Annotated in this window: 17 protein-coding genes; 15 read left to right on the top strand and 2 right to left on the bottom strand. The window is 33.8% G+C overall.

The features are described 5' to 3' along the window. From AST99_RS10245 to rlmH, 8 genes are all read left to right on the top strand, one after another. Nucleotides 1–983 (top strand): gamma-glutamyltransferase family protein (locus tag AST99_RS10245; protein ID WP_198151469.1); only part of this gene is annotated, 983 nt, incomplete at its 5' end. A gap of 30 nt (nt 984–1013) precedes the next feature. Further along, nucleotides 1014–1730, top strand: coding sequence for a hypothetical protein (locus AST99_RS10250; RefSeq protein ID WP_057781747.1), 717 nt, complete (start codon nt 1014–1016; stop codon nt 1728–1730). Between the two features lie 208 nt (nt 1731–1938). Continuing rightward, nucleotides 1939–2598, top strand: a complete 660-nt coding sequence (locus tag AST99_RS10255) for a DUF937 domain-containing protein (RefSeq protein WP_057781748.1) — start codon at nt 1939–1941, stop codon at nt 2596–2598. A 231-nt stretch (nt 2599–2829) separates the two neighbouring features. Then, complete coding sequence (gene uvrA, locus AST99_RS10260) at nt 2830–5661, top strand: excinuclease ABC subunit UvrA (RefSeq protein WP_057781749.1); 2832 nt, start codon at nt 2830–2832, stop codon at nt 5659–5661. A 20-nt stretch (nt 5662–5681) separates the two neighbouring features. Then, on the top strand, nt 5682–6371 hold the full coding sequence (locus tag AST99_RS10265) for an LOG family protein (protein WP_057781750.1): 690 nt from the start codon (nt 5682–5684) through the stop codon (nt 6369–6371). 139 nt (nt 6372–6510) lie between these two features. Then, on the top strand, nt 6511–9342 hold the full coding sequence (locus tag AST99_RS10270; protein WP_057781751.1) for a gluzincin family metallopeptidase: 2832 nt from the start codon (nt 6511–6513) through the stop codon (nt 9340–9342). A gap of 176 nt (nt 9343–9518) precedes the next feature. Then, nucleotides 9519–11930: an alpha-ketoacid dehydrogenase subunit alpha/beta gene (locus tag AST99_RS10275; protein WP_057781752.1), complete on the top strand. Its 2412-nt coding sequence runs from the start codon at nt 9519–9521 to the stop codon at nt 11928–11930. 16 nt (nt 11931–11946) lie between these two features. Next, nucleotides 11947–12420, top strand: coding sequence for a 23S rRNA (pseudouridine(1915)-N(3))-methyltransferase RlmH (rlmH, locus tag AST99_RS10280; RefSeq protein WP_057781753.1), 474 nt, complete (start codon nt 11947–11949; stop codon nt 12418–12420). A gap of 15 nt (nt 12421–12435) precedes the next feature. Here rlmH and AST99_RS10285 read toward each other — a convergent pair whose 3' ends face one another. Together AST99_RS10285 and hpf are read right to left on the bottom strand one after the other, a co-directional pair. Further along, the gene (locus AST99_RS10285) at nt 12436–13443 is read right to left on the bottom strand and encodes a DUF4421 family protein (RefSeq protein ID WP_232301613.1); all 1008 of its coding nucleotides are present in this window, start codon (nt 13441–13443) and stop codon (nt 12436–12438) included. 176 nt (nt 13444–13619) lie between these two features. Next, the gene (hpf, locus tag AST99_RS10290) at nt 13620–13919 is read right to left on the bottom strand and encodes a ribosome hibernation-promoting factor, HPF/YfiA family (protein WP_057781754.1); all 300 of its coding nucleotides are present in this window, start codon (nt 13917–13919) and stop codon (nt 13620–13622) included. 261 nt (nt 13920–14180) lie between these two features. Here hpf and AST99_RS10295 point away from each other — a divergent pair, with 261 nt between their 5' ends. The 7 genes from AST99_RS10295 (at nt 14181) to AST99_RS10325 (ending at nt 23874) form a co-directional block, all read left to right on the top strand. After that, nucleotides 14181–14759 (top strand): non-canonical purine NTP diphosphatase, encoded by a 579-nt coding sequence (locus AST99_RS10295; protein WP_057781755.1) that lies wholly within the window; start codon nt 14181–14183, stop codon nt 14757–14759. Nucleotides 14760–14939: 180 nt separating this feature from the next. Next, entirely contained in the window at nt 14940–16775 is a 1836-nt protein-coding gene (locus AST99_RS10300) for a DEAD/DEAH box helicase (RefSeq protein ID WP_057781756.1), read from the top strand. 85 nt (nt 16776–16860) lie between these two features. Then, complete coding sequence (locus AST99_RS10305; RefSeq protein WP_057781832.1) at nt 16861–17634, top strand: carboxypeptidase-like regulatory domain-containing protein; 774 nt, start codon at nt 16861–16863, stop codon at nt 17632–17634. Between the two features lie 218 nt (nt 17635–17852). Then, nucleotides 17853–19622, top strand: coding sequence for an AMP-dependent synthetase/ligase (locus AST99_RS10310; protein ID WP_057781757.1), 1770 nt, complete (start codon nt 17853–17855; stop codon nt 19620–19622). Between the two features lie 117 nt (nt 19623–19739). Further along, nucleotides 19740–20192, top strand: coding sequence for a MarR family winged helix-turn-helix transcriptional regulator (locus AST99_RS10315; protein WP_057781758.1), 453 nt, complete (start codon nt 19740–19742; stop codon nt 20190–20192). A 1-nt stretch (nt 20193) separates the two neighbouring features. Beyond that, entirely contained in the window at nt 20194–22602 is a 2409-nt protein-coding gene (locus tag AST99_RS10320; protein ID WP_057781759.1) for a 3-hydroxyacyl-CoA dehydrogenase/enoyl-CoA hydratase family protein, read from the top strand. An 81-nt stretch (nt 22603–22683) separates the two neighbouring features. Then, nucleotides 22684–23874 (top strand): acetyl-CoA C-acyltransferase, encoded by a 1191-nt coding sequence (locus AST99_RS10325; RefSeq protein ID WP_057781760.1) that lies wholly within the window; start codon nt 22684–22686, stop codon nt 23872–23874. Nucleotides 23875–23989 lie beyond the last annotated feature (115 nt).

Raw genomic sequence — 23989 nt, forward strand, 5'->3', positions numbered from 1 at the left:
AAGATAATGGCGGGATTATTACTGAAGCAGATTTAGCAAATTATGAAGCCAAATGGCGGACACCCGTTGTATTTAATTACGACGATTTAAAAATTATTTCTATGTCACCTCCATCTAGTGGAGGGATTTGCTTAGGACAAATCATGAACATGATTGCACCTTACAATTTAAGTGAATTAGGACACAACAGTACCAAAACCATACAAATTATTACTGAAGCAGAACGCCGTGCCTATGCCGATAGAAGTTACTATTTAGGTGATCCAGATTTTGTTGAAATTCCAACCGAAATGTTAATGAGCGACGCCTATCTTAAAGACCGCATGTCTAATGTTTCTCTAGATCAAGCTACATTATCTTCTTCCTTAAAACACGGGAATGTCACTTTAGTTGAAAGTGATGAAACCACCCATTATTCTATAGTCGATCAATTTGGGAATGCCATTGCCGTCACAACCACTTTAAATGGTGCTTATGGTTCTAAATTATATTGTTCAGAATTGGGATTCTTTTTAAATAATGAAATGGACGATTTTAGCAGTAAACCCGGTGAGCCAAATATGTTTGGATTAATTGGTGCTGAAGCCAATAGTATTGCGCCACAAAAACGCATGCTAAGTTCTATGACACCAACTATTGTTGAAAAAGAGGGCGAATTATACATGACCGTTGGAACGCCAGGAGGTTCAACCATAATTACTTGTGTATTGCAAACCATTTTAAATGTATACGATTTTAATATGGGTATGCAAGAAGCCGTTAATGCACCACGCTTTCATCACCAATGGTTACCAGACGAAGTGCTTATGGAACCCAACAAATTTAATCGTGAAACCATTTCAGAATTAGAGTCTAAAGGGTATCATATTAATGAAGAAGATGCACCTATTATTGGTCGTGTAGATGGTATTTTAAAACTAAAAGATGGCACTTTAGAAGCTGGAGCAGATTATCGTGGCGACGATACTGCAATTGGATTTTAAATCTTAATTTTGTAAAACTAAATCACGACTATGTCTGCAAAGAAAATTCTTAAAATATGCGGTGGAATTATTGTATTCCTAACCTTACCTACATTATTATTTTTCGGCTATCTATATTTTAAATACGACGAAGATTTACCTCAAGGCACACCATCAAAAGCGGCAGATGTTGTTGCACAAAACATGTTAGACGCTTTAGACTACGAAGCATATAAAAAAACAAATTATATTGAATGGACATTTAGTAAGCGTCATCATTTTAAATGGAAAAAAAATGAAAATTTTTGTGAAGTCTATTGGAAGAATTTGAGAGTAGATTTACAATTAGATTCTCCAAATTCAAGTGACGTGTTTGTGGATAATGTGCAACTTTCCTCCGAAGAGTCTAAAGAATATATAGACAAAGCGGTAAACTATTTTAATAACGATTCCTTCTGGATTGTAGCCCCTTACAAAGTATTTGATCCTGGAACAACTCGAAGTTTAATTCCGTTAGAGCATAATAGACAAGGCTTATTAATTTCCTACTCGTCTGGCGGAAGCACCCCAGGAGATTCTTACATGTGGCTATTGGATGAAGATTACAAACCTACTGCTTTTAAAATGTGGGTATCTATTTTACCTTTAAACGGCTTAGAAGCATCTTGGAGTGATTGGACCACAACAGAAACAGGTTTAAAACTACCAGAATTTCATAAATTATTGTTTCTAGGTTTAGATATTACAGATATTAAAACAGCCTTTTAGTTTCAAACTCTAAAAACTAAGAATACCACAACACAAACTTTATTTTAAGAATTCTGATTATTAAATTCAGAATTAAAAACCACTTAAATTATCATATTCAATATTTTAACGACATATAATTCTTACAGCTGTTTTTTAAAAACACTTTAGAAATACATATTTTGAAGATATAATTTATTAATTTTGATTAACCAACTAATTGTAACGCATGCATAACCATTTATTAAAAGCTTTAAGTAATTATATTACTCCAGACCTTGTTGCACGAGCTGCAGATACCCTAGACGAATCTGAAACTAGCGTATTCAAAGCCATGTCTGCCGCCATTCCAACGCTTTTAATTGGACTCTTAAATAAAACAAATGATATTCCTGTTATAGAGAAGATTGTCAATCTGGCGAATAATGAGGCTTTAAATACGGATAATATTCTATCAGATTTACCGTCACTGCTTACAGATAAAGGCGATCCAGTAACTTTAAAAAATGGCACAAGTGTACTACAATTGCTGTTTGAGGATAAGCAACCTAAATTATTCGAGACTTTAGAAAAAACGGTGAGTATAAAAAAATCGTCTATTTTTAGACTAATCCTTATGTCAGCTCCTATGGTTTTGGCACACATTAAAGACACTAATTTAAATACCGAGCAACTCATTAAAAGCTTAACCTCTGAAAAAGATGAAATTTTAAAAGCTGCTCCTTTAGGCTTACAAGCTTTACTCGATCAGCAACCCGTAATCCAGCCTGAAGTTAAAACAAGAATTAAAAAAGTAAAACCAAAACACACAGAACGTGTAAAACACAGATGGATTATTCCATTATTAATTTTTGTAGCTGCTATTTTAATGCTTGTAATTATGAGTTAACACAAAGTAGTTACTTCAATACAAATTCTGAATAAACACTTAATAGTAAGATTGTTATTAAAAATTACAACATGTAAATACATCTTAAAACTAAATGAATTTTAAAAATTAATTTTCATTAACTTTCTATACTTTATTCTTGAAAAACGACTTCTTTTTTAACACTTTACTAAGACGTTAGGCGTTTCCTTTTTCATCATAAAATCTGTATCTTTGAAACTTTGCATTTATATGAGCAATTTCGAAGAACATATTGAAGTTAAAGGTGCCAGAGTGCACAATTTAAAGAATATAGACGTCTCTATTCCCAGAGACAAACTCGTAGTAATTACGGGTTTATCTGGTAGTGGAAAATCGTCTTTGGCTTTCGACACCATTTATGCCGAAGGTCAGCGGCGTTATATAGAAACGTTTTCGGCGTATGCACGGCAGTTTTTGGGAGGGTTAGAACGACCAGATGTCGATAAAATTGATGGATTGTCTCCTGTAATTGCCATTGAACAAAAAACGACGAGTAAATCGCCTCGTTCTACAGTAGGTACAATAACAGAGATTTACGATTTTTTACGTTTATTGTATGCCAGAGCAAGTGATGCTTATAGCTACAACTCTGGAGAACAAATGGTAAGCTATAGCGACGAGCAAATTAAAAAATTAATTATTGAAGATTATCAAGGGAAACGCATAAACATTCTTGCGCCCGTGGTACGATCAAGAAAAGGACATTACAGAGAATTATTTGAGCAAATTGCCAAACAAGGTTTTGTAAAAGTGAGAACAGACGGCGAAATTAGAGACCTTGTTAAAGGCATGAAATTAGACCGTTATAAAAATCACGATATTGAAATTGTAATCGACAGGTTAAAAATTGATAATTCTGCCGATAACGATAAACGCCTTTCAGAAACCATAAATACAGCCATGTATCATGGTGATGATGTGTTAATGGTAATAGATCATGACACAAACGAAGCACGTTACTTTAGTCGTTTATTAATGTGTCCGTCTACAGGTATCTCGTACCCAAATCCTGAACCTAATAATTTTTCGTTTAACTCTCCAAAAGGAGCTTGCCCTAAGTGTAATGGTATCGGACAATTATATCAGGTTAATATTTCTAAAATTATTCCGGATCCGAGTTTATCCATAAAAGCAGGAGCTTTAGCACCACACGGACCAGAAAAAAACAGTTGGATTTTTAAACAATTACAATTAATTGCTCAGCATTTTGATTTTAAATTAACAGATCCTTATAAAGATATTCCTGAAGCTGCCAAACACATGATTTTATATGGCGGAAAAGAAAAATTCTCTGTAGAAAGCAAAACGCTTGGTATAACCCGCGATTATAAAATAGATTTTGAAGGAGTTGCCAATTTTATTGAAAGTCAGTTTGAAAATGCACAAACCACTACTTTAAAGCGTTGGGCAAAAGATTACATGGACAAAGTAGAATGCGAAGAATGTGGAGGCTCTAGACTAAGAAAAGAATCTTTATATTTTAAAGTAAACGGTTTAAATATTGCAGAATTAGCGAATAAAGACGTTAGTGATTTATCCGTTTGGTTTAAAGACATCAATACACACTTATCGCATAAACAACTTCAAATTGGTGAAGAAATTATAAAAGAAATCAGTACGCGTTTACAGTTTTTGCTGGATGTTGGTTTAGACTATTTATCTTTAAACAGAAGTTCTAAATCGCTTTCTGGTGGAGAAGCACAGCGAATAAGACTGGCTACACAGATTGGATCGCAATTGGTTGGCGTACTTTATATCCTAGACGAACCTAGTATTGGTTTACACCAACGCGACAACGAAAAATTAATCAATTCTCTAATTTCTCTTCGTGATGTCGGAAATTCTGTTATTGTGGTAGAACACGATAAGGATATGATTGAGCGTGCCGATTACGTAATAGATATCGGGCCAAAAGCAGGACGTTACGGCGGTGAAATTATTAGTGAAGGTACTCCAGAAGAATTATTAAAACAAAACACCTTAACTGCCGAATATTTAAACGGTACAAAAGTTATAGAAATTCCTAAAAAACGCCGCGAAGGGAACGGCCATGTACTAACCTTAAAAGGATGTACAGGAAATAACCTTAAAAATGTAAGCGTATCTTTTCCTCTAGGTAAAATGATTGGTGTAACTGGGGTGTCTGGTAGCGGGAAATCGACTTTAATTAATGAAACCCTCTACCCTATTTTAAATGCCTATTATTTTAATGGTGTTAAGAAACCAATGCCTTATAAAAGCATTAAAGGGTTAGAACATTTAGATAAAGTGATTGATATTAACCAATCGCCTATTGGTCGTACACCAAGAAGTAATCCTGCAACTTACACCGGAGTCTTTAGTGAAATTAGAAGTTTATTTGCTAAAATCCCTGAAGCTATGATTAGAGGTTACAAACCTGGTCGTTTTAGTTTTAACGTAAAAGGCGGACGTTGCGAAACCTGTCAAGGTGGTGGTTTACGTGTTATTGAAATGAACTTTTTACCTGATGTTTATGTAGAATGCGAAACCTGTCAAGGAAAGCGTTTCAACAGAGAAACATTAGAAATTAGATATAAAGGAAAATCGATTAGTGATGTATTAAACATGACCATTGATGAAGCGGTACCATTTTTCGAAAACATTCCTAAAATTCATAAAAAAGTAAAGACCATACAAGATGTAGGTTTAGGCTATATTACACTTGGACAACAAAGTACCACACTTTCTGGAGGAGAAGCTCAACGTATAAAACTAGCCACAGAATTAAGTAAACGTGACACCGGAAACACCTTTTACATTCTAGATGAACCGACAACAGGACTTCATTTTGAAGACATTCGTGTGCTAATGATTGTACTAAACAAATTAGCAGACAAAGGGAATACCGTACTTATTATTGAACACAATTTAGACGTCATTAAAACTGTAGACCATATTATAGATATTGGCTACGAAGGTGGTAAAGGCGGCGGAAAAGTGATTGTAGAAGGTACTCCTGAAGACGTCGCAAAACACAAAAAAAGTTACACAGCAAAATTCCTTAAAAAAGAATTACATTAGCAATAGAAGATAAAATGATTATGACAAAAGAACAACATCCTAAAGGTTGGAATGAAATAAAAACAAACGATTCATGGGCTATTTTTAAAATCATGGGTGAGTTTGTAAATGGTTTTGAAAAAATGAGTACCGTTGGTCCTTGTATCTCTATTTTTGGATCGGCTAGAACAAAACCAGAAGATAAATATTATCAATTAGCAGAACGTGTCGCTCATAAAATTGTAGACGAAGGTTATGGTGTTATTACAGGTGGCGGACCAGGAATTATGGAAGCCGGAAATAAAGGAGCACATTTAGGTGGCGGAACATCTGTAGGATTAAATATTAAATTACCGTTCGAGCAACATGATAATCCGTATATTAATCCAGATAAAAGCTTAGATTTCGACTACTTTTTTGTTCGTAAATTAATGTTTGTTAAATACTCCCAAGGCTTTGTAGTACTTCCAGGAGGATTCGGAACTTTAGATGAATTATTTGAATCTATTACCTTAATTCAAACAGGAAAAATAGAACAGTTTCCAATTATCTTAGTTGGTAAAGACTACTGGAAAGGGTTATTTGAATGGATAAAATCTACCATGTTGGCACAACATAATACCATTAGCGCTAAAGACTTAGACCTAATACATATTGTAGATACTGAAGATGAAGTAGTTGACATTCTAAACGAGTTTTACAACCAATCTAATTTTAGTTTAAATTTTTAACAGTAATAAAAACATTAAATTCCTTTAAAAATATACCTTTCCAATTCTATTATTATGGTAATGCTTTAATACAGGTACAATTAAAGCATTACCATAAAATTTAAAAAAAATTGTTGAATTTTAAATTTTAATAAGTCGCTTGAGTTTACGAAGTATTTGCTTTGCATTATTCTTTCTTACAAACCTAATTGCTATTAGTCAAAACAAAATTGATGTAAAAGCTACTTTTGATGTGCCTTCTAAACAAATTCGTATATCTCAGACTATTCAGTATAAGAATACTACTCAAGATACACTAAACGCCATTTATTTAAACGACTGGGCAAATAGTTACTCTACCAAAACAACACCTTTAGCCAATCGTTTTGCCGATGAATATAAAACCAACTTTCATTTTGCTAAAAGTCAAGATCGTGGATTTACAGCCATAACCAGCATTACCCAAAACAATCTTGAAGTCGATTTTAATCGTCTTAAAAATCAGCCAGATGTTTTAAAAATAAAGCTTTCAGAACCTTTACAAGGTGGTGAAACTTACACCCTAGAATTACATTATGTGGTTCAAATTCCTAACGATAATTTTACCCGTTACGGCTGGACTAACACAAACGATTTCAACTTAAGATATTGGTATATAACGCCTGCGGTTTACAACGGCAAATGGAATTATTACAGCAATAAAGATTTAGACGATTTATTTATTCCTGCAGCAGATTTGCATTTAGATATTGAATTCCCGAGCTATTACACGCTGACTTCAGAATTAAAACGCGAACACACACAAATGCAAGATGGTAATACAGTGGTTACTTTAACAGGTAAAAACAGTGTCGATTCTAAATTATTTTTAAAGAAAACGTCAGATTTTAATACTATTGGTAACGATTCCTTTTCTATAGTGACCAATATTAATGATGAGAATTTAAATGAAATAGACCGCATTATCATCACAGATAAAATCATCACCTTTATTACAGATAATTTTGGATCTTATCCACATGATAAATTATTACTTTCTGAAATAGATTACAAAAAGAATCCGATTTACGGACTCAATCAGCTTCCTAATTTTATACGACCATTTCCTAACCATTTTCAATATGAACTTAAACTGATAAAAACAGCTTTAAATAATTATTTTGAAAACATGCTATTCATTAATCCTAGAGAAGATTACTGGCTTAATGATGGGTTACAGGTCTATTATCTAATGAAATATGTAGATGAATATTATCCAAATATGAAGCTTTTTGGTACGCTTTCAAAGGTTTGGGGAATTCGTTCGTTTCATGCAACTCAACTTCAATTTAATAATCAATATAACTTTTTATACATGCATATGGCACGCTCTAATCTCGACCAGCCATTAACCATGCGTAAAGATTCCTTATTAAAATTCAACTCTAATATTGCAAATAAATATAAAGCTGGTGTGGGTTTAAAATACCTTGAAGACTACTTAAACCACAATGTTATTCAAGAAACCATTAACAGTTATATGTCTTTGTATAAGCTAAAACAAACGTCTCCTAAAGACTTTGAAACGTTGCTACGTTGCAATACTAATAAAGATGTCGATTGGTTTTTTAACGATTATATCGCAACTAGACAAAAGATAGATTATAAAATTAAAGGCTACGAGGTAGTAGGCGATTCGTTAGAAGTTACCATTAAAAACAAACGAAAAAATAGTATGCCCATTTCGCTATTCGGACTTAAAAACGATAGCATTGTTTACAAAACCTGGATAAATAACATTACAGAAACAGAGCATATAACCATTCCTAAAGACAGTATAGATAAGTTGGTTTTAAACTACGATATGGTGGTGCCAGAATTCAACTTAAGAGACGATTGGAAATCGCTTAAAGGATTCTTATTCAATAATAAACCTTTACAATTTCGATTATTTAAAGATATAGAAGATCCTTATTATAGTCAAGTGTTTTTTATGCCCGATTTTACTTATAATTTTTACGATGGTTTTGCTCCTGGATTACGATTATACAATAAAACCATATTATCTAAACCCTTTTTATATAGCTTAAGTCCGCGCTATGCTTTAAAAAGCAAGCAACTAGTTGGTAATGTAAGTTTAAGCTACACCCAACGTCCAGAAGATCAAGATTTATATTATATCAGATATGGTTTTTCTGGAGAGTATTCTAATTACGCACCAGATTTATCTTATACATCGTTTACACCGTATGTACAATTTAGATTTAGAAATCGAGATGATTTTAGGGATAATAAAAACCAATACCTCACTATGAGATACATCAGTATTTCTAGAGAAGACGATCCTTCACAACAATTTACAGATGAAGATCAGCCAGACTATGATGTCTTTAATTTGCGATATGGAAATACCAATCCGAATTTAAAAAATCATGTCACCGGTTTTACAGATTTACAACTGGCTAAAAACTTCGGAAAAATTGCTGTAAATTTTGAATATAGAAAACTCACAGAAAGCAATCGAAATTTTAATTTGCGCTTTTTTGCGGGTACTTTTTTATACAATAACACCTATAAAACATCAGATTATTTTAGTTTTGCTTTAGACCGCCCAACAGATTACTTGTTCGATTACAACTACTTAGGCCGTTCTGAAGAATCTGGACTTCTAAGTCAGGAGTTAATTATTTCTGAAGGAGGTTTTAAGTCTAAATTAGAAACCCCTTTTGGAAACCAATGGATGACAACCTTAAACGGAGGTACAACCATTTGGAAATATTTAGAACTTTATGGTGATGTTGGTTTAGTAAAAAACCGAAATCTCCCTACAGAATTTGTATACGATACCGGATTCCGTTTAAATTTAATTACAGATTATTTCGAACTCTATTTCCCTGTATATTCCAATTTAGGATGGGAAGTTTCTCAGCCCCATTATAGCGAAAAAATTAGGTTTGTTATTACCTTATCTCCAAAAACGCTACTCGGTTTATTTACAAGGCGCTGGTATTAAATTCTCGATTTTAATTAATAATTTATCAATAAAAGATAAATTACTTAACAATTCTTCATAAAAACAAACACAAAGTTTGCTTTTACTACAAATTCCATATCATACTTAAGTCAAGTTAGAATTGTAATAACCATTTAAATTGCATAAATTTGCACTTATTCCAATACTTTCAAAACATGCAAACAGAACCCGAAATAATGACAGGACTTTCTTTTGAAGATTTTAAAGCCGAAGTTTTAAATGATTACAAAATTGCAGTCACCTCTCGTGAGTGCAGTTTACTTGGTAGACGTGAAGTACTAACAGGTAAAGCAAAATTCGGAATTTTTGGTGGCGGAAAAGAAGTCGCACAATTAGCCATGGCCAAAGCGTTTAAAAACGGAGATTTCCGTTCTGGTTATTACCGTGATCAAACGTTTATGATGGCTATAGGAGAATTAACTGTAGAACAATTTTTCTCTGGTTTGTATGCCAACACCAATCTAGAAATAGAACCTATGTCGGCTGGTAGACAAATGGGCGGACACTTTGCCACGCACAGTTTAGATGAAAATGGAAATTGGAAAAATTTAACTGTACAAAAAAATTCAAGTGCAGATATATCACCTACCGCAGGACAAATGCCGCGTCTTTTAGGACTTGCACAAGCTTCTAAAATTTACAGACACGTAAAAGGAATTTACACTAAAAACTTTTCTGATAACGGAAATGAAATTGCCTGGGGAACAATAGGAAATGCAAGTACTAGTGAGGGTTTATTTTTCGAAACCATTAATGCTGCAGGGGTGTTACAAGTCCCTATGGTAATTAGTGTTTGGGATGATGAATACGGTATTTCTGTACATGCAAAACACCAAACTACTAAAGAAAACATCTCTGAAGTTTTAAAAGGATTTCAACGCGATGAAAATTCAAACGGATACGAAATTCTTCGTGTTCAAGGTTGGGATTACCCTGCATTGGTAGAAACCTATCAAAAAGCGAGTAAGATTTCAAGAACAGAACATGTTCCTGTTTTAATTCATGTTAATGAATTAACACAACCTCAGGGTCACTCGACTTCTGGATCTCATGAGCGTTATAAAAGTCCAGAACGTTTAGCTTGGGAAACCGCTAACGATTGTAACTTAAGAATGCGTGAGTGGTTAATTTCTAACAGCTTTGCTTCAGACGAAGAATTAACCGAAATTGAAAAAAGTGCGAAGCGTGAAGTTCGTAAAGGAAAAAAAACATCTTGGGATCTTTTTGTAGGACCAATAAATAAAGATAAAACGGAAATAGTCAACCTATTAAAGCAAGTTGCAACTATTAGTACTAACAAAGTTTTTATCGAGAAAATCGTTAAAGACCTTGAACATATTGAAGAGCCAATTAAACGCGATATTATAGTCGCTGCTCGAAAAACATTACGCTATATTATTGATGATGTGGCTCCTGAAAAGGACAGACTACTATTATGGATAGATAAATATTTTGAAAAAGTTCAGCCACAATACAGCTCTCATCTTTATAGTGAAAGTAATAAATCTGTAAAATATATTGCTGAAGTAAAACCCATTTACACTGAAGATAGCGAGAATGTAGATGGCAGATTAATTATTAGAGATAACTTTGATGCTATTTTTAATAAATATCCTGAAGCTTTAATTTTTGGAGAAGATTCTGGAAATATCGGAGACGTTAATCAAGGTCTGGAAGGCATGCAAGAAAAGTATGGCGAATTACGCGTTGCCGATGTTGGTATTCGTGAAACAACCATTATCGGACAGGGTATTGGAATGGCTATGCGCGGACTTAGACCTATTGCTGAAATTCAGTATTTAGACTACATTATGTATGCCATACAAATTATTAGCGACGATCTTGCAACCTTACAATATAGATCTAAGGGCCGACAAAAAGCACCATTAATTATTCGTACTCGTGGACACCGTTTAGAAGGGATTTGGCACTCCGGATCTCAAATGGGCGGAATTATTCATTTGGTTCGTGGTATTCATGTTTTAGTTCCTAGAAACATGACTAAAGCTGCTGGTTTTTATAACACCTTATTAGAATCTGACGAGCCTGCATTAGTTGTAGAGTGTTTAAATGGTTACCGCTTAAAAGAAAAAAGACCTTCTAATTTTGGATTATTTAAAACACCAATTGGAATTACAGAAACCATTCGCGAAGGAGAAGATATTACCTTAGTATCTTATGGATCTACTTTAAGAATTGTAGAACAAGCCGCTAGAGAATTAATGGAAGTTGGAATTCAAGCAGAAGTTATAGATATACAATCGCTTTTACCTTTTGATGTGAATCATGATATTGTTAAAAGTGTAGCTAAAACCAATCGTTTATTAGTTATAGATGAAGATGTCCCTGGAGGAGCTTCTGCCTATATTTTAAATGAAATTTTAAATACTCAAAACGGATATCAACATCTAGATAGCAGACCAAGAACATTAACAGCTAAACCACACCGTCCGGCGTATGGAACAGATGGTGACTATTTTTCTAAACCATCTTTAGAAGATATTTTTGAAACTGTTTATCAGATTATGCACGAAGCTAATCCTAGTCAATACCATAAATTAAGATAGGTTTAACTCCTTTATTATGACCATAAAATTATTGGCCATTGGTAAAACAGATAATAAGCTCTTACAGGGCTTAATAGACGATTACCAAAAACGTCTCGGATTCTATATAAAATTTGAATTTGAAATTATTCCTGATTTAAAAAAGGTTAAGAACTTAAGTGAAGATCAGCAAAAGCAAAAAGAAGGCGAGCTTATTCTTAGTAAATTAAATCCCACAGATGTACTTATTCTGCTAGATGAAAATGGAAAACAAATGGATTCTGTAGGGTTTTCAAACTATCTGCAAAAACATATGAATTCGGGTATCAAACAATTGGTATTTGTAATTGGCGGACCTTACGGGTTCTCTCAAGATGTATATGCAAAAGCTCAAGGAAAAATATCGTTATCTAAAATGACGTTTTCACACCAAATGATACGTTTATTCGTTATAGAGCAGTTATATAGAGGCTTTACCATTCTTAGAAACGAACCTTACCACCATCGTTAAATCACTCATCTCTCTTTAACGATAATGATACGTTTTCTTTCCTGAACCGAGCTTGTAACCAATTGCGAGTTTGGCTTTAGTTAGATTGAAGCGGTAATTATTATCGAAATCTAAATCTGTAGAATACACGCCACCACCATAAATTAAACTGATGTAATAGCGCTGAACATTATATCCTACAGCAAAGGTGTAATCTAGCTTTAATAATACAGGATTAGACGGTTTATAATCGCCATATTCTAACATAACATGTTTATACATTAAACCAATACCTGGCATAATATTACAAGATGCTGTAAAATCTCCAGGCAATCTAAACACAGACATTAATCCGCCTAAAACACCTATTGCAGAACTATTATAGCGCTTAACATGGGCTTGTTCATTAAAGTAATCTTCAGAAATATCAGACAACACGTTCCCTCTTCCACTAAAATAATCGTAAAATCCAAAGGCTCCAAAACCGCCTGTTATATATACTGGTCGATCTAATTTATCTATGCCTGCCTTTAACATAGAATACGAAAATTCAATATCCGGAATGGTCCGTAAATAATTAAAGCCTACAGTTACAGACCTTATATCGTCTCTAAATACAAAAGGTTCATCAAAATTATTTTTCACATTAAAACCTCTATACGTCTGCACATAAAAATTCACATAGTTCTTTTTCCCAATTATAGACGTCCCTTGCATATCAAAACGGTGGGTAATATCGTCTGTATTTGTTTTTACATTAAACGCTATATCTATTAATAGTTTACTACTTGCAACACCAAACCCAATCCCAAATTTATTATTAGGGATAAAACGAGCTCTAAAATCAGTCTCATTTCTAATACTAAATTGTTTGTATTTATAATTTGTAAATAGTCGGAAGGAATAATTATTTATATCGTGATCTATAAATAATTTATCTGCCAGCTGGATAATTTTTAAAGAATCAAGATCTTTTAAAAGCTGAGCGTGTATTGAAGAAGCGCTTAACAGCAATACTAGTAAAAAGGCAATTTTTTTAATCATGTATAATCATCTACCAAACTTACAAATCCTGTTAAACGATTTTGGTAAGGGGTTAAAAATACATTAATTCTTGCGACAAACCATTTCAAGTGAACAATAATATGTTTTAAGAAATCATGTTAATGCATAAAAAAACGGATGATGAAATTTAAATTCATCATCCGCAAATATATAGATTATGAGTTTGCGTAAGTATGCTTACGTTTTTTTAATTGCGTTTCTAAATCGTTTATAGTGTTTCTAACAGCGAGTTCGTAAGTGCGTTCTTTAGAAGATGCAAAAATTCTTGGTCCAGGTGCACTCAATTCAATTTTACAAATTTTACCATCTTCTTTTTCGTTTTGAATGGTCTCAAAGATAACTTCTGCAGAGATAATCCAATCGTATTTTAAAGCTAGTTTATTTAGTTTCGCAGTTACATGTTCATTCATTGCCTCGCTAGTAGACATGTGGATGTATTGAATGTTAATTGTCATAGATTAGTGTTTTAAAGTTCTACATAAATTTAAAGAAAAACGGCGTCTTTTCATATGCTTTTGCTCATAAAATATTGTGAAATAATCAAAATTAAAAGCCAACAAAAAGAATACAGTAATCTATCATCCTAAAAACTAAAATATTAATCAGTTAGTTAAAAACAATCAAAAAAAATTAAATGTATATAGCAAATTATAAAATAAGATCTACTTCAATTTAAAACCTTATTTTAGCCATTATAAAAAAGAAATAATTACAGTATGAAACTTGTATTTGCTACCAATAATCAGAATAAAATTAAGGAAGTTCAATCGTTAATACCAAGTCATATTACGCTATTAAGTTTAGCCGATATTAAATGCTTTGAAGACATTCCTGAAACCCAACCAACTATAGAAGGTAATGCGATACAGAAAGCAGAATATGTAAAAAAGAACTACGGATATGATTGTTTTGCAGATGATACTGGTTTAGAAGTAAATGCTTTAAATGGTGCGCCTGGTGTCTATTCTGCACGATTTGCTGGCCCACAACGCGATGCTAAAGATAATATGAAAAAACTGTTGGACGATTTAGGATCAAATACTAATAGAACAGCTCAATTCAAAACAGTTATTGCTTTATCACTTCATGCTAATATGGAAACATTTACTGGCATTTGTAAAGGTAATATAACAAAGACACAGCATGGAACAGACGGATTCGGATACGATCCAATTTTTAGACCACAAGGTGGCACGCAAACTTTTGCAGAAATGCCATTAAGGGAAAAAAACACAATCGGACATCGCGGAAAAGCGGTTTCATTATTAGTAAAATATTTAAACACCTTACAGTAATAAATTAATCTACTGATTCACAATAAAATAAAGCAAATTAGGTATTACCAAATAAAACACTACCTTTGCAGCTTGAAATTCCTCAGAGAGAGGATGTGTTACTTGGAAGTTTAAGGTTAAGTATGTCGATTCCCTTCTTATGTAACACTTACATATTTTAATCGAATACTTATTACAAGAATGAACACATTCAAAGATTTAGGTCTTAATGATGACCTTTTGCGCGCTATTACAGACATGGGTTTTGAAACCCCAAGTGAAGTCCAAGACAAAGCCATCCCATTATTATTAGAAAGTGAAATAGATTTAGTTGCATTAGCACAAACAGGAACAGGTAAAACTGCTGCGTTTGGTTTCCCAATGCTTCAAAAAATTGATATCGATAGTAGAACAACTCAAGGGTTAATCTTATCTCCTACTCGTGAGCTTTGTTTACAAATTACTAACGAACTTAAAGCTTACGGTAAATACTGTAAAGGTTTAAATGTTGTTGCTATTTACGGTGGATCTAGTATCCAAGACCAAGCAAGAGACGTAAAACGTGGTGCTCAAATTATTGTTGCAACTCCAGGACGTATGAAAGATATGATTAGCCGTAACATGGTTGATATTTCTAAGATTACTTATAGTGTACTTGATGAAGCAGATGAAATGCTTAACATGGGTTTCAAAGAAGATATTACAGACATTTTATCGCACACTCCTACAGATAAAAACACTTGGTTATTTTCTGCAACTATGCCAAAAGAAGTTGCAACTATAGCTAAAAAATTCATGCATAATCCTACAGAGATTACCGTAGGAAATAAAAACGAAGGTAGTACTCAAGTGTCTCACGAATATTATTTAGTGAACGCTAGAGACCGTTACCAAGCTTTAAAACGTTTAGCAGATGCTAACCCAGATATTTTTTCTGTTATTTTCTGTAGAACTAAACGTGATACTCAAAAAGTAGCCGAACAACTTATAGAAGATGGTTATAACGCTGGAGCACTTCATGGTGATTTAAGTCAAAACCAACGTGATTTAGTTATGAAATCGTTTAGAAATCAACAAATCCAAATGTTAGTAGCTACAGATGTTGCTGCACGTGGAATTGATGTAGACGATATTACTCACGTAATCAATTACCAATTACCTGACGAAATAGAAACGTATAACCACCGTAGTGGTCGTACTGGACGTGCTGGTAAAACAGGAATCTCTATGGTAATTGTTTCTAAAAGTGAAGTTAGAAAAATTAAAAGTATAGAGCGCATCATTAAAAAAGACTTCATCAAAAAAGAGATCCCTAACGGAATCGAAATTTGTGAAGTACAATTAATGTCGTTAGCCAATAAAATACACAATACAGAAATCAATCCAGAAATTGATAAGTATTTAGATAGTATAAACACTTTATTTGAAGATACTACGAAAGACGAATTGATTCAGAAATTTTTCTCTGTAGAATTCACACGTTTCTTTAATTACTACCAAAAATCTAAAGATTTAAACGTAGCTGAAGGAAATTCAAGAGAAAGAGAAGGTAGAGAACACGTTAGCAATAGCGATGCAGCACGTTTCTTTATAAACGTAGGTAGTCGTGATGGTTTTGACTGGATGAAATTAAAAGATTTCTTAAAAGAAGTTTTAGAATTAGGTCGTGACGATGTATTTAAAGTAGATGTTAAAGAAAGTTTCTCATTCTTTAATACTGAAAAAGAACTTAAAGATAAAGTCTTAGCATTCTTTACAGATTATAAACACGATGGTCGTTTTGTTAATGTTGAAGAAACAGAAAACAAAGGAGGCGGCGGTGGTCGCGGCGGAAACAGAAGTCGTGGCGGCGGCGGCGGTCGTAGAGACAGAAAAGAATCTGGAGGATTTAGAGGAGATAGACGTTCAAAATCTGGAGGAGATAGAAAAAGAAATTCAGATTCAGACTCTAAACCTAGACGTTTTAGTTCGGAAAAGAAAGGTGGTTCAGATCAAGGCTCATCATCATCATCTAGACCAAGACGTTCTAGACGTTAGTAATCTGTTAATATTTAGACAAAATACTTTGTACTTTTTCCTAAATATTAATTAGTTTGCTACTTTTATGCCTAACAAAATTATAATGAAATATATATTTATACTATTCTTCCTTTTATTTACATCAACAACTGTTTTTTCACAAGACGGTAATACAAATGTAATTGGAGTAATTATTAACGGTTCTAATGACGAACCTCTAGAAGGTGTAAATATTGTAAACATTAATCAAGTTAAAGGTAGTACTACAAATACGAAAGGTGAATTTAATATCTCTGCGAAAGTAAATGATACGCTTCACCTCTCCTATTTAGGTTTTAAATCTATTAAGGTAAAAGTGACAAACGACTGGATAAAATTCGGAAGTTCTACCATTGCTTTAACAGAGTTAGCCCTAGCTTTAGAAGAAGTTGTAGTAAACCAATTTAGACTAACAGGATATTTGGAAGTAGATATTAAACAAGTTCCTATTAATAATAACTATCAATACAGTATTTCGGGATTACAAAACGGATATGAAGCTGGTAGAAGCGGTACAAGTGTGAACAAAATTTTAAGTTCCATTTTTAACCCCGCAGATTTCTTATATAACATCTTTGGAAAAAAGCCTCAGGAAATGAAAAAACTGAAGCAAATGAAACAGGATGATGAAATAAGGAATTTATTAGCCTCGCGCTTTGATCGCGAAATGCTCACGGTATTATTACAAGTAGACCGCGTAGATTTGGACGAAATTGTAAGACAATGCAATTACTCTAAAGACTTTATAAACACTGCTAACGATCTTCAAATTCTTGACGCTATTAGCGGCTGTTATGAAGAATATAAGGTGTTAAGCCGGGGCAGGAAAAAAATATAAAAATCACTTAAAAAACTGTCTTCCTAAAGGCAGTTTTTTTTTGCTTTATACCTAAGATAATTCCAGACTAAACTTTTTAATAAAATATAAGATTCACAATATTTTTAATATTTATAAATACATTCGTCAATTTGCTTCTAAATAAGTTAAGATAATTTTATTATTTGCAATATATCTATAAATTTTATATTTTGCATTACCGATTCATATAACGATTCATGATAAACATAACACGAATATTCGACTTTCCGTATTATCAGTTAGAAAAGTATAACTTAAACAAATCTCTAACTACCAAATACGGTGATACTTGGGTGTCTATATCTACACAGAGCTATGTAGACCAAGCTAATGCTATAAGTCGTAGTTTACTCCGCTTAGGCGTAAAACCAAACGATAAGATTGCTGTAATTTCTACAACAAATAGAACAGAATGGAATGTTATAGATATTGGCGTGCTACAAATTGGCGCACAAAACGTACCTATTTATCCCACAATTTCTGAAACTGATTATGAATACATTTTAAATCATTCTGAAGCCACCTATTGTTTTGTTTCAGATATAGAGGTTTTAGAAAAACTGAACAAGATAAAAGACAACACTCTTTTAAAAGGGGTTTATACTTTTGATGAGATTGATAACGAAAGTAACTGGAAATCGCTGTTAACTTTAGGTGAAGATCCATCCAACCAGTCGGAAGTTCAAGCATTAATGGATAGCGTGAAACCAGACGATTTAGCTACATTAATATATACGTCTGGAACCACAGGTACCCCAAAAGGCGTAATGTTGTCTCATAACAATATAGTATCTGATGTATTAAGTAGTGAAAAACGTGTGCCTTTTGATCATGGTAAATCTAGAGCATTAAGTTTCTTACCTATTTGTCACGTTTTTGAACGCATGTTACTCTATCTATATCAATATTGTGGTGTAGAAATATATTTTGCCGAGTCTATTGACAAAATGAGCGATAATTTAAAAGAAATACATCCGCACGTAATGTCGGCAGTACCTCGTTTATACGAAAAAGTATACGATAAGATTGTAGCTAAAGGAGGCGAATTAACGGGTATAAAAAAAGCACTGTTCTTTTGGGCTATAGATTTAGGTCTAAGATACGAACCATACGGAAAAAACGGATGGTGGTATGAAAAACAACTTGGTCTAGCTAGAAAGTTAATTTTTAGTAAATGGAAAGAAGCCTTAGGCGGAAATATAAAAATTATGGTTTCTGGAAGTGCAGCATTACAACCCCGTTTAACAAGAACATTTGCTGCAGCGGGCATTCCTATTATGGAAGGCTATGGTTTAACAGAAACTTCTCCTGTAATTTCTGTAAACGATCAAAGAAATTATGGTTTTAGAATAGGAACCGTAGGTAAACTTATAGATCATGTTGAAGTAAAAATAGCAGAAGACGGCGAAATTCTTGTTAAAGGACCAAACGTCATGCTAGGTTATTATAAAGATCCAGAAAAAACTGCAGACGTTATGACTGGCGACTATTTCCATACAGGAGATATAGGCGAAATTTCTGATGATGGCTTTTTAAAAATCACAGACCGTAAGAAAGAAATGTTCAAAACTAGTGGTGGAAAATATGTTGCACCTGCTGTAATTGAAAATCAATTGAAGCAATCGCGTTTTATTGAACAGGTTATGGTTATTGGTGAAGGTCAAAAAATGCCTGCCGCTTTAATTCAGCCAAATTTCGACTTTATTAAAGAATGGGCTAAACGTCATGACATAGATTCTAGCAACATTTCTATACTTTGTAAAGATGAACGTTTACTAGATCGTATTCAAAAAGAAATTGATTATAGTAATCAAAATTTCGGAAAATGGGAACAAATCAAAGCTTTTAAAGTCACGCCAGAAGTCTGGTCTATCGAAAAAGGACACCTTACTCCTACTTTGAAGTTAAAGCGAAAAAACATAAAGGAAATCTACAATTCCTTAATAAATTCAATATATAACTTGTAAATTATCAAACTCCTTAACTTTTTAAGGAGTTTTTTTTATCCCTATTTTAGTTAAATTTTTGCCATTTGCTATGCATGCATAATATTATTTATTATATTTGGTTAAGAAAAAAATAAGATGAAAGATAAAACCATCGACTATGTTTTGCGACACACTTGGTTAGCGGTTACAAAAATGTACAACGAACAAGGTACAAAATTTGATAGCACAATGGCCATTGGGTTTGCCTTACTTAGTATCGATCCTGAAAAAGGAACACCATCAACTTCACTGGGTCCCAAAATGGGTATGGAAGCCACAAGTTTATCAAGAATCATAAAAAACATGGAGAACCAAGGTCTAATTGAACGGAAACCAAATCCTGAAGATGGCCGAGGTGTTTTAATTTACTTAACCGAATTTGGCAAAGAAAAAAGAGGCTATTCCAGAGACCGTGTATTAATTTTTAATGAAGCTGTAAGAAATAATATTTCAGCAGAAAAAATTGAACATTTTTACGAGGTTGCAGAAGTGATAAACGATTTAATTTCGAATAAAAAGATATATAATAACGAAAGCATTTTAAAATAAAATGAGTACACGTAGAATAAAAAAAGTAGCCGTTATAGGTTCTGGTATTATGGGTAGTGGTATTGCATGTCATTTTGCCAATATTGGCGTCGATGTATTATTACTAGACATTGTACCACGAGAACTTAATGCTACAGAACAAGCTAAAGGACTTACTTTAAAAGACAAAGTCGTTAGAAACAGAATGGTTAACGATGCCTTAACCGCGGCATTAAAATCGAAGCCCTCACCTATTTATCATCAAAAATTTGCCAGTCGCATTACAACTGGTAATTTAGAAGATGATATTGCTAAAGTTAAAGATGTAGATTGGATTATAGAAGTTGTTGTAGAACGTTTAGACATTAAGCAACAAGTCTTCGAAAACCTTGAAAAACATAGAACTCCGGGTACTTTAATTACATCAAATACGTCTGGAATTCCAATTCAATTTATGAGTAAAGGACGTTCTGAAGATTTTCAGAAACATTTCTGTGGTACTCACTTTTTTAATCCTGCACGTTACTTAAAACTGTTCGAAATCATTCCTGGACCAAAAACGAGTCCTGAGGTCTTAGACTTTTTAAATGGTTATGGCGAGCAATTTTTAGGAAAAACATCTGTAGTCGCTAAAGACACACCTGCTTTTATTGGGAATCGTGTTGGAATCTTCAGTATCATGAGTTTATTTCATACCGTAAAAGATATGGATTTAACGATTGAAGAAGTCGATAAATTAACAGGGCCTGTAATCGGTAGACCTAAATCGGCGACTTTCCGTACGGTAGATGTTGTAGGTTTAGATACCTTAGTACATGTCGCGAATGGACTGTACGAAAATGTTAAGACCGACGAGCGCCTTGATTTATTTAAGCTACCAGATTTTATCACAACCATGATGGAAAACAAATGGTTAGGTAGTAAAACCAAACAAGGATTCTATAAATTAGAACGTCATAAAGATGGGACTAAAGATATTTTATCATTAGACTTAGATACTTTAGAATATCGTCCAAACAAAAAAGCAAAATTTACAACTTTAGAACTTACGAAATCGATTGATAAGGTCGTAGATCGTTTTAAAGTCTTAGTTTCTGGAAAAGATAAAGCAGGAGAATTTTACCGTAAAAACTTTGCGGCACTTTTTGCATATGTGTCTAACCGTATTCCAGAAATTACTACAGAATTATATAAAATAGACGATGCCATGAAAGCTGGATTTGGATGGCAACATGGCCCGTTTCAAATTTGGGATGCTATTGGCGTTGAAAAAGGAATAGAACTGATGAAAGCTGAAGGTTTAGAGCCAGCTGCTTGGGTTAACGAGATGTTAGATTCAGGTGTATCTTCATTCTATGCGGTAAAAAATGGAGCGTCTTATTTTTACGATATTCCATCTAAAGCACAAGAAAAAGTACCAGGCCAAGATGCCTTTATTATTCTAGATAATATCAGAAAATCCAACGAAGTCTTTAAAAATTCTGGTGTAGTCGTTGAAGATATAGGAGATGGTATTTTAAATGTTGAATTCCAATCTAAAATGAACACGATTGGAGGCGATGTATTAGCAGGCCTTAATAAAGCTATAGATTTAGCCGAAAAAGATTTTCAAGGTTTAGTGGTAGGAAATCAAGGAGCAAATTTCTCTGTAGGAGCTAATATTGGAATGATTTTTATGATGGCTGCTGAACAAGAATACGACGAATTAAACATGGCTATTAAGTATTTTCAAGACACTGTCATGCGCATGAGATATTCTTCTATTCCAACAGTGTCCGCACCACATGGAATGACCTTTGGTGGAGGTTGCGAATTATCACTACATGCAGATAAAGTTGTTGCTGCTGCAGAAACCTATATGGGACTTGTAGAATTTGGCGTAGGTGTTATCCCTGGTGGTGGTGGTTCTAAAGAACTTACACTAAGAGCACAAGACACCTTTAAAAAAGGTGATGTAGAACTAAATACTTTACAAGACTATTTTCTAACTATAGGTATGGCTAAAGTGTCAACTTCTGCATACGAAGCTTTCGATTTAGGCTTACTACAACACGGAAAAGATATAGTAGTGGTTAACAAAGACAGACAAATCGCAACCGCAAAAGCACACGCTAAATTAATGGCTGAAGCAGGCTATACGCAACCTATAAAACGCACAGATATTAAAGTTCTTGGAAAACAAGCTTTAGGTATGTTTTTAGTCGGTACGGATTCAATGGAAGCGAGTCATTATATAAGTGCTCACGATCAGAAAATAGCGAATAAATTAGCATATGTAATGGCTGGAGGAGATTTATCTGAACCCACCTTAGTGAACGAACAATACTTACTAGATCTAGAACGCGAAGCCTTTTTAAGTTTATGTACAGAACGTAAAACCTTAGAGCGTATTCAACATATGTTAAAAACAGGGAAACCACTTAGAAACTAGAACCAAGAACCAGGATAATTAGATTCAAGATAAGGTGTCTTGATTCTAGCCTCTTGATTATATAATTCTTAAAGAAATAAAATGAAACAAGCATATATCGTAAAAGCATATAGAACCGCAGTAGGAAAAGCTCCTAAAGGCGTGTTCAGATTTAAAAGAACAGATGAACTGGCTGCCGAAACCATCAAATATATGATGAAGGAATTGCCTGAATTAGACCCAAAACGTATAGACGACGTTATTGTTGGTAATGCAATGCCTGAAGGCTCGCAAGGCCTTAATATGGCGCGTTTAATCTCTCTTATGGGATTAGACATTGTAGACGTTCCTGGGGTTACCGTAAATCGTTTTTGTTCCTCTGGAATTGAAACCATTGGTATGGCAACTGCTAAAATTCAATCAGGAATGGCCGACTGTATCATTGCAGGTGGTGCAGAAAGTATGAGTGCCGTACCCATGACAGGCTTTAAACCAGAATTGAATTACGACATCGTAAAAGCAGGTCATGAAGATTATTATTGGGGCATGGGAAATACAGCTGAAGCTGTTGCCAATCAATTTAAAGTCTCTCGTGAAGATCAAGATGAATTTGCCTTCAATTCGCATATGAAAGCCTTAAGAGCACAAGCTGAAAACCGCTTTCAAGATCAGATTGTTCCCATAAATGTCGATGAAACTTATATTGATGCTAATGGTAAAAAAGCGACTAAAACATATACGGTTACTAAAGATGAAGGCCCTAGAGCAGGAACAAGTATAGAAGCTTTATCTAAATTAAGAGCTGTATTTGCTGCTGGCGGAAGTGTAACTGCAGGAAATTCATCTCAAACTAGTGATGGTGCCGCATTTGTAATGGTTATGAGTGAAGATATGGTTAAAGAATTAGGACTAAAACCTATTGCTCGACTTGTTAATTATGCTGCTGCAGGTGTAGAACCTCGTATTATGGGAATCGGTCCTGTAAAAGCCATCCCAAAAGCCTTAAAACAGGCCGGATTAAAACAAAGTGATTTAGAGCTTATTGAATTAAATGAAGCCTTTGCATCCCAATCTTTAGCCGTAATACGCGAGTTAGATTTAAACTCAGATATTATTAACGTTAACGGTGGAGCAATTGCCTTAGGACACCCACTAGGTTGTACAGGAGCGAAACTGTCTGTACAACTGTTTGATGAAATGCGTAAACGTGAGATGACAGGTAAGTATGGCGCCGTAACTATGTGTGTGGGAACAGGACAAGGTGCTTGTGGTATTTTCGAATTTCTTAACTAGGGATTATAGAACAAGATTAGCTCAACATCAAAAAAATAAAACAAAAACTAAAAACGATTTCAAGTTTTAAAATCAAGATTATTATGACACGTCTTGATTCCCGAATCTGGAATCT

Origin of the sequence: Formosa algae, from assembly GCF_001439665.1 — a bacterium.
Classification (GTDB): Bacteria; Bacteroidota; Bacteroidia; order Flavobacteriales; family Flavobacteriaceae; genus Formosa; species Formosa algae.

Excerpts from the sequence above, each read along its gene's own strand:
- AST99_RS10250 (WP_057781747.1), top strand. The coding sequence starts at position 1,014 with ATGTCTGCAAAGAAAATTCTTAAAATATGCGGTGGAATTATTGTATTC.
- AST99_RS10255 (WP_057781748.1), top strand. The coding sequence starts at position 1,939 with ATGCATAACCATTTATTAAAAGCTTTAAGTAATTATATTACTCCAGAC.
- uvrA (WP_057781749.1), top strand. The coding sequence starts at position 2,830 with ATGAGCAATTTCGAAGAACATATTGAAGTTAAAGGTGCCAGAGTGCAC.
- AST99_RS10265 (WP_057781750.1), top strand. The coding sequence starts at position 5,682 with ATGACAAAAGAACAACATCCTAAAGGTTGGAATGAAATAAAAACAAAC.
- AST99_RS10275 (WP_057781752.1), top strand. The coding sequence starts at position 9,519 with ATGCAAACAGAACCCGAAATAATGACAGGACTTTCTTTTGAAGATTTT.
- rlmH (WP_057781753.1), top strand. The coding sequence starts at position 11,947 with ATGACCATAAAATTATTGGCCATTGGTAAAACAGATAATAAGCTCTTA.
- AST99_RS10285 (WP_232301613.1), bottom strand. The coding sequence starts at position 13,443 with ATGATTAAAAAAATTGCCTTTTTACTAGTATTGCTGTTAAGCGCTTCT.
- hpf (WP_057781754.1), bottom strand. The coding sequence starts at position 13,919 with ATGACAATTAACATTCAATACATCCACATGTCTACTAGCGAGGCAATG.
- AST99_RS10295 (WP_057781755.1), top strand. The coding sequence starts at position 14,181 with ATGAAACTTGTATTTGCTACCAATAATCAGAATAAAATTAAGGAAGTT.
- AST99_RS10300 (WP_057781756.1), top strand. The coding sequence starts at position 14,940 with ATGAACACATTCAAAGATTTAGGTCTTAATGATGACCTTTTGCGCGCT.
- AST99_RS10305 (WP_057781832.1), top strand. The coding sequence starts at position 16,861 with ATGAAATATATATTTATACTATTCTTCCTTTTATTTACATCAACAACT.
- AST99_RS10310 (WP_057781757.1), top strand. The coding sequence starts at position 17,853 with ATGATAAACATAACACGAATATTCGACTTTCCGTATTATCAGTTAGAA.
- AST99_RS10315 (WP_057781758.1), top strand. The coding sequence starts at position 19,740 with ATGAAAGATAAAACCATCGACTATGTTTTGCGACACACTTGGTTAGCG.
- AST99_RS10320 (WP_057781759.1), top strand. The coding sequence starts at position 20,194 with ATGAGTACACGTAGAATAAAAAAAGTAGCCGTTATAGGTTCTGGTATT.
- AST99_RS10325 (WP_057781760.1), top strand. The coding sequence starts at position 22,684 with ATGAAACAAGCATATATCGTAAAAGCATATAGAACCGCAGTAGGAAAA.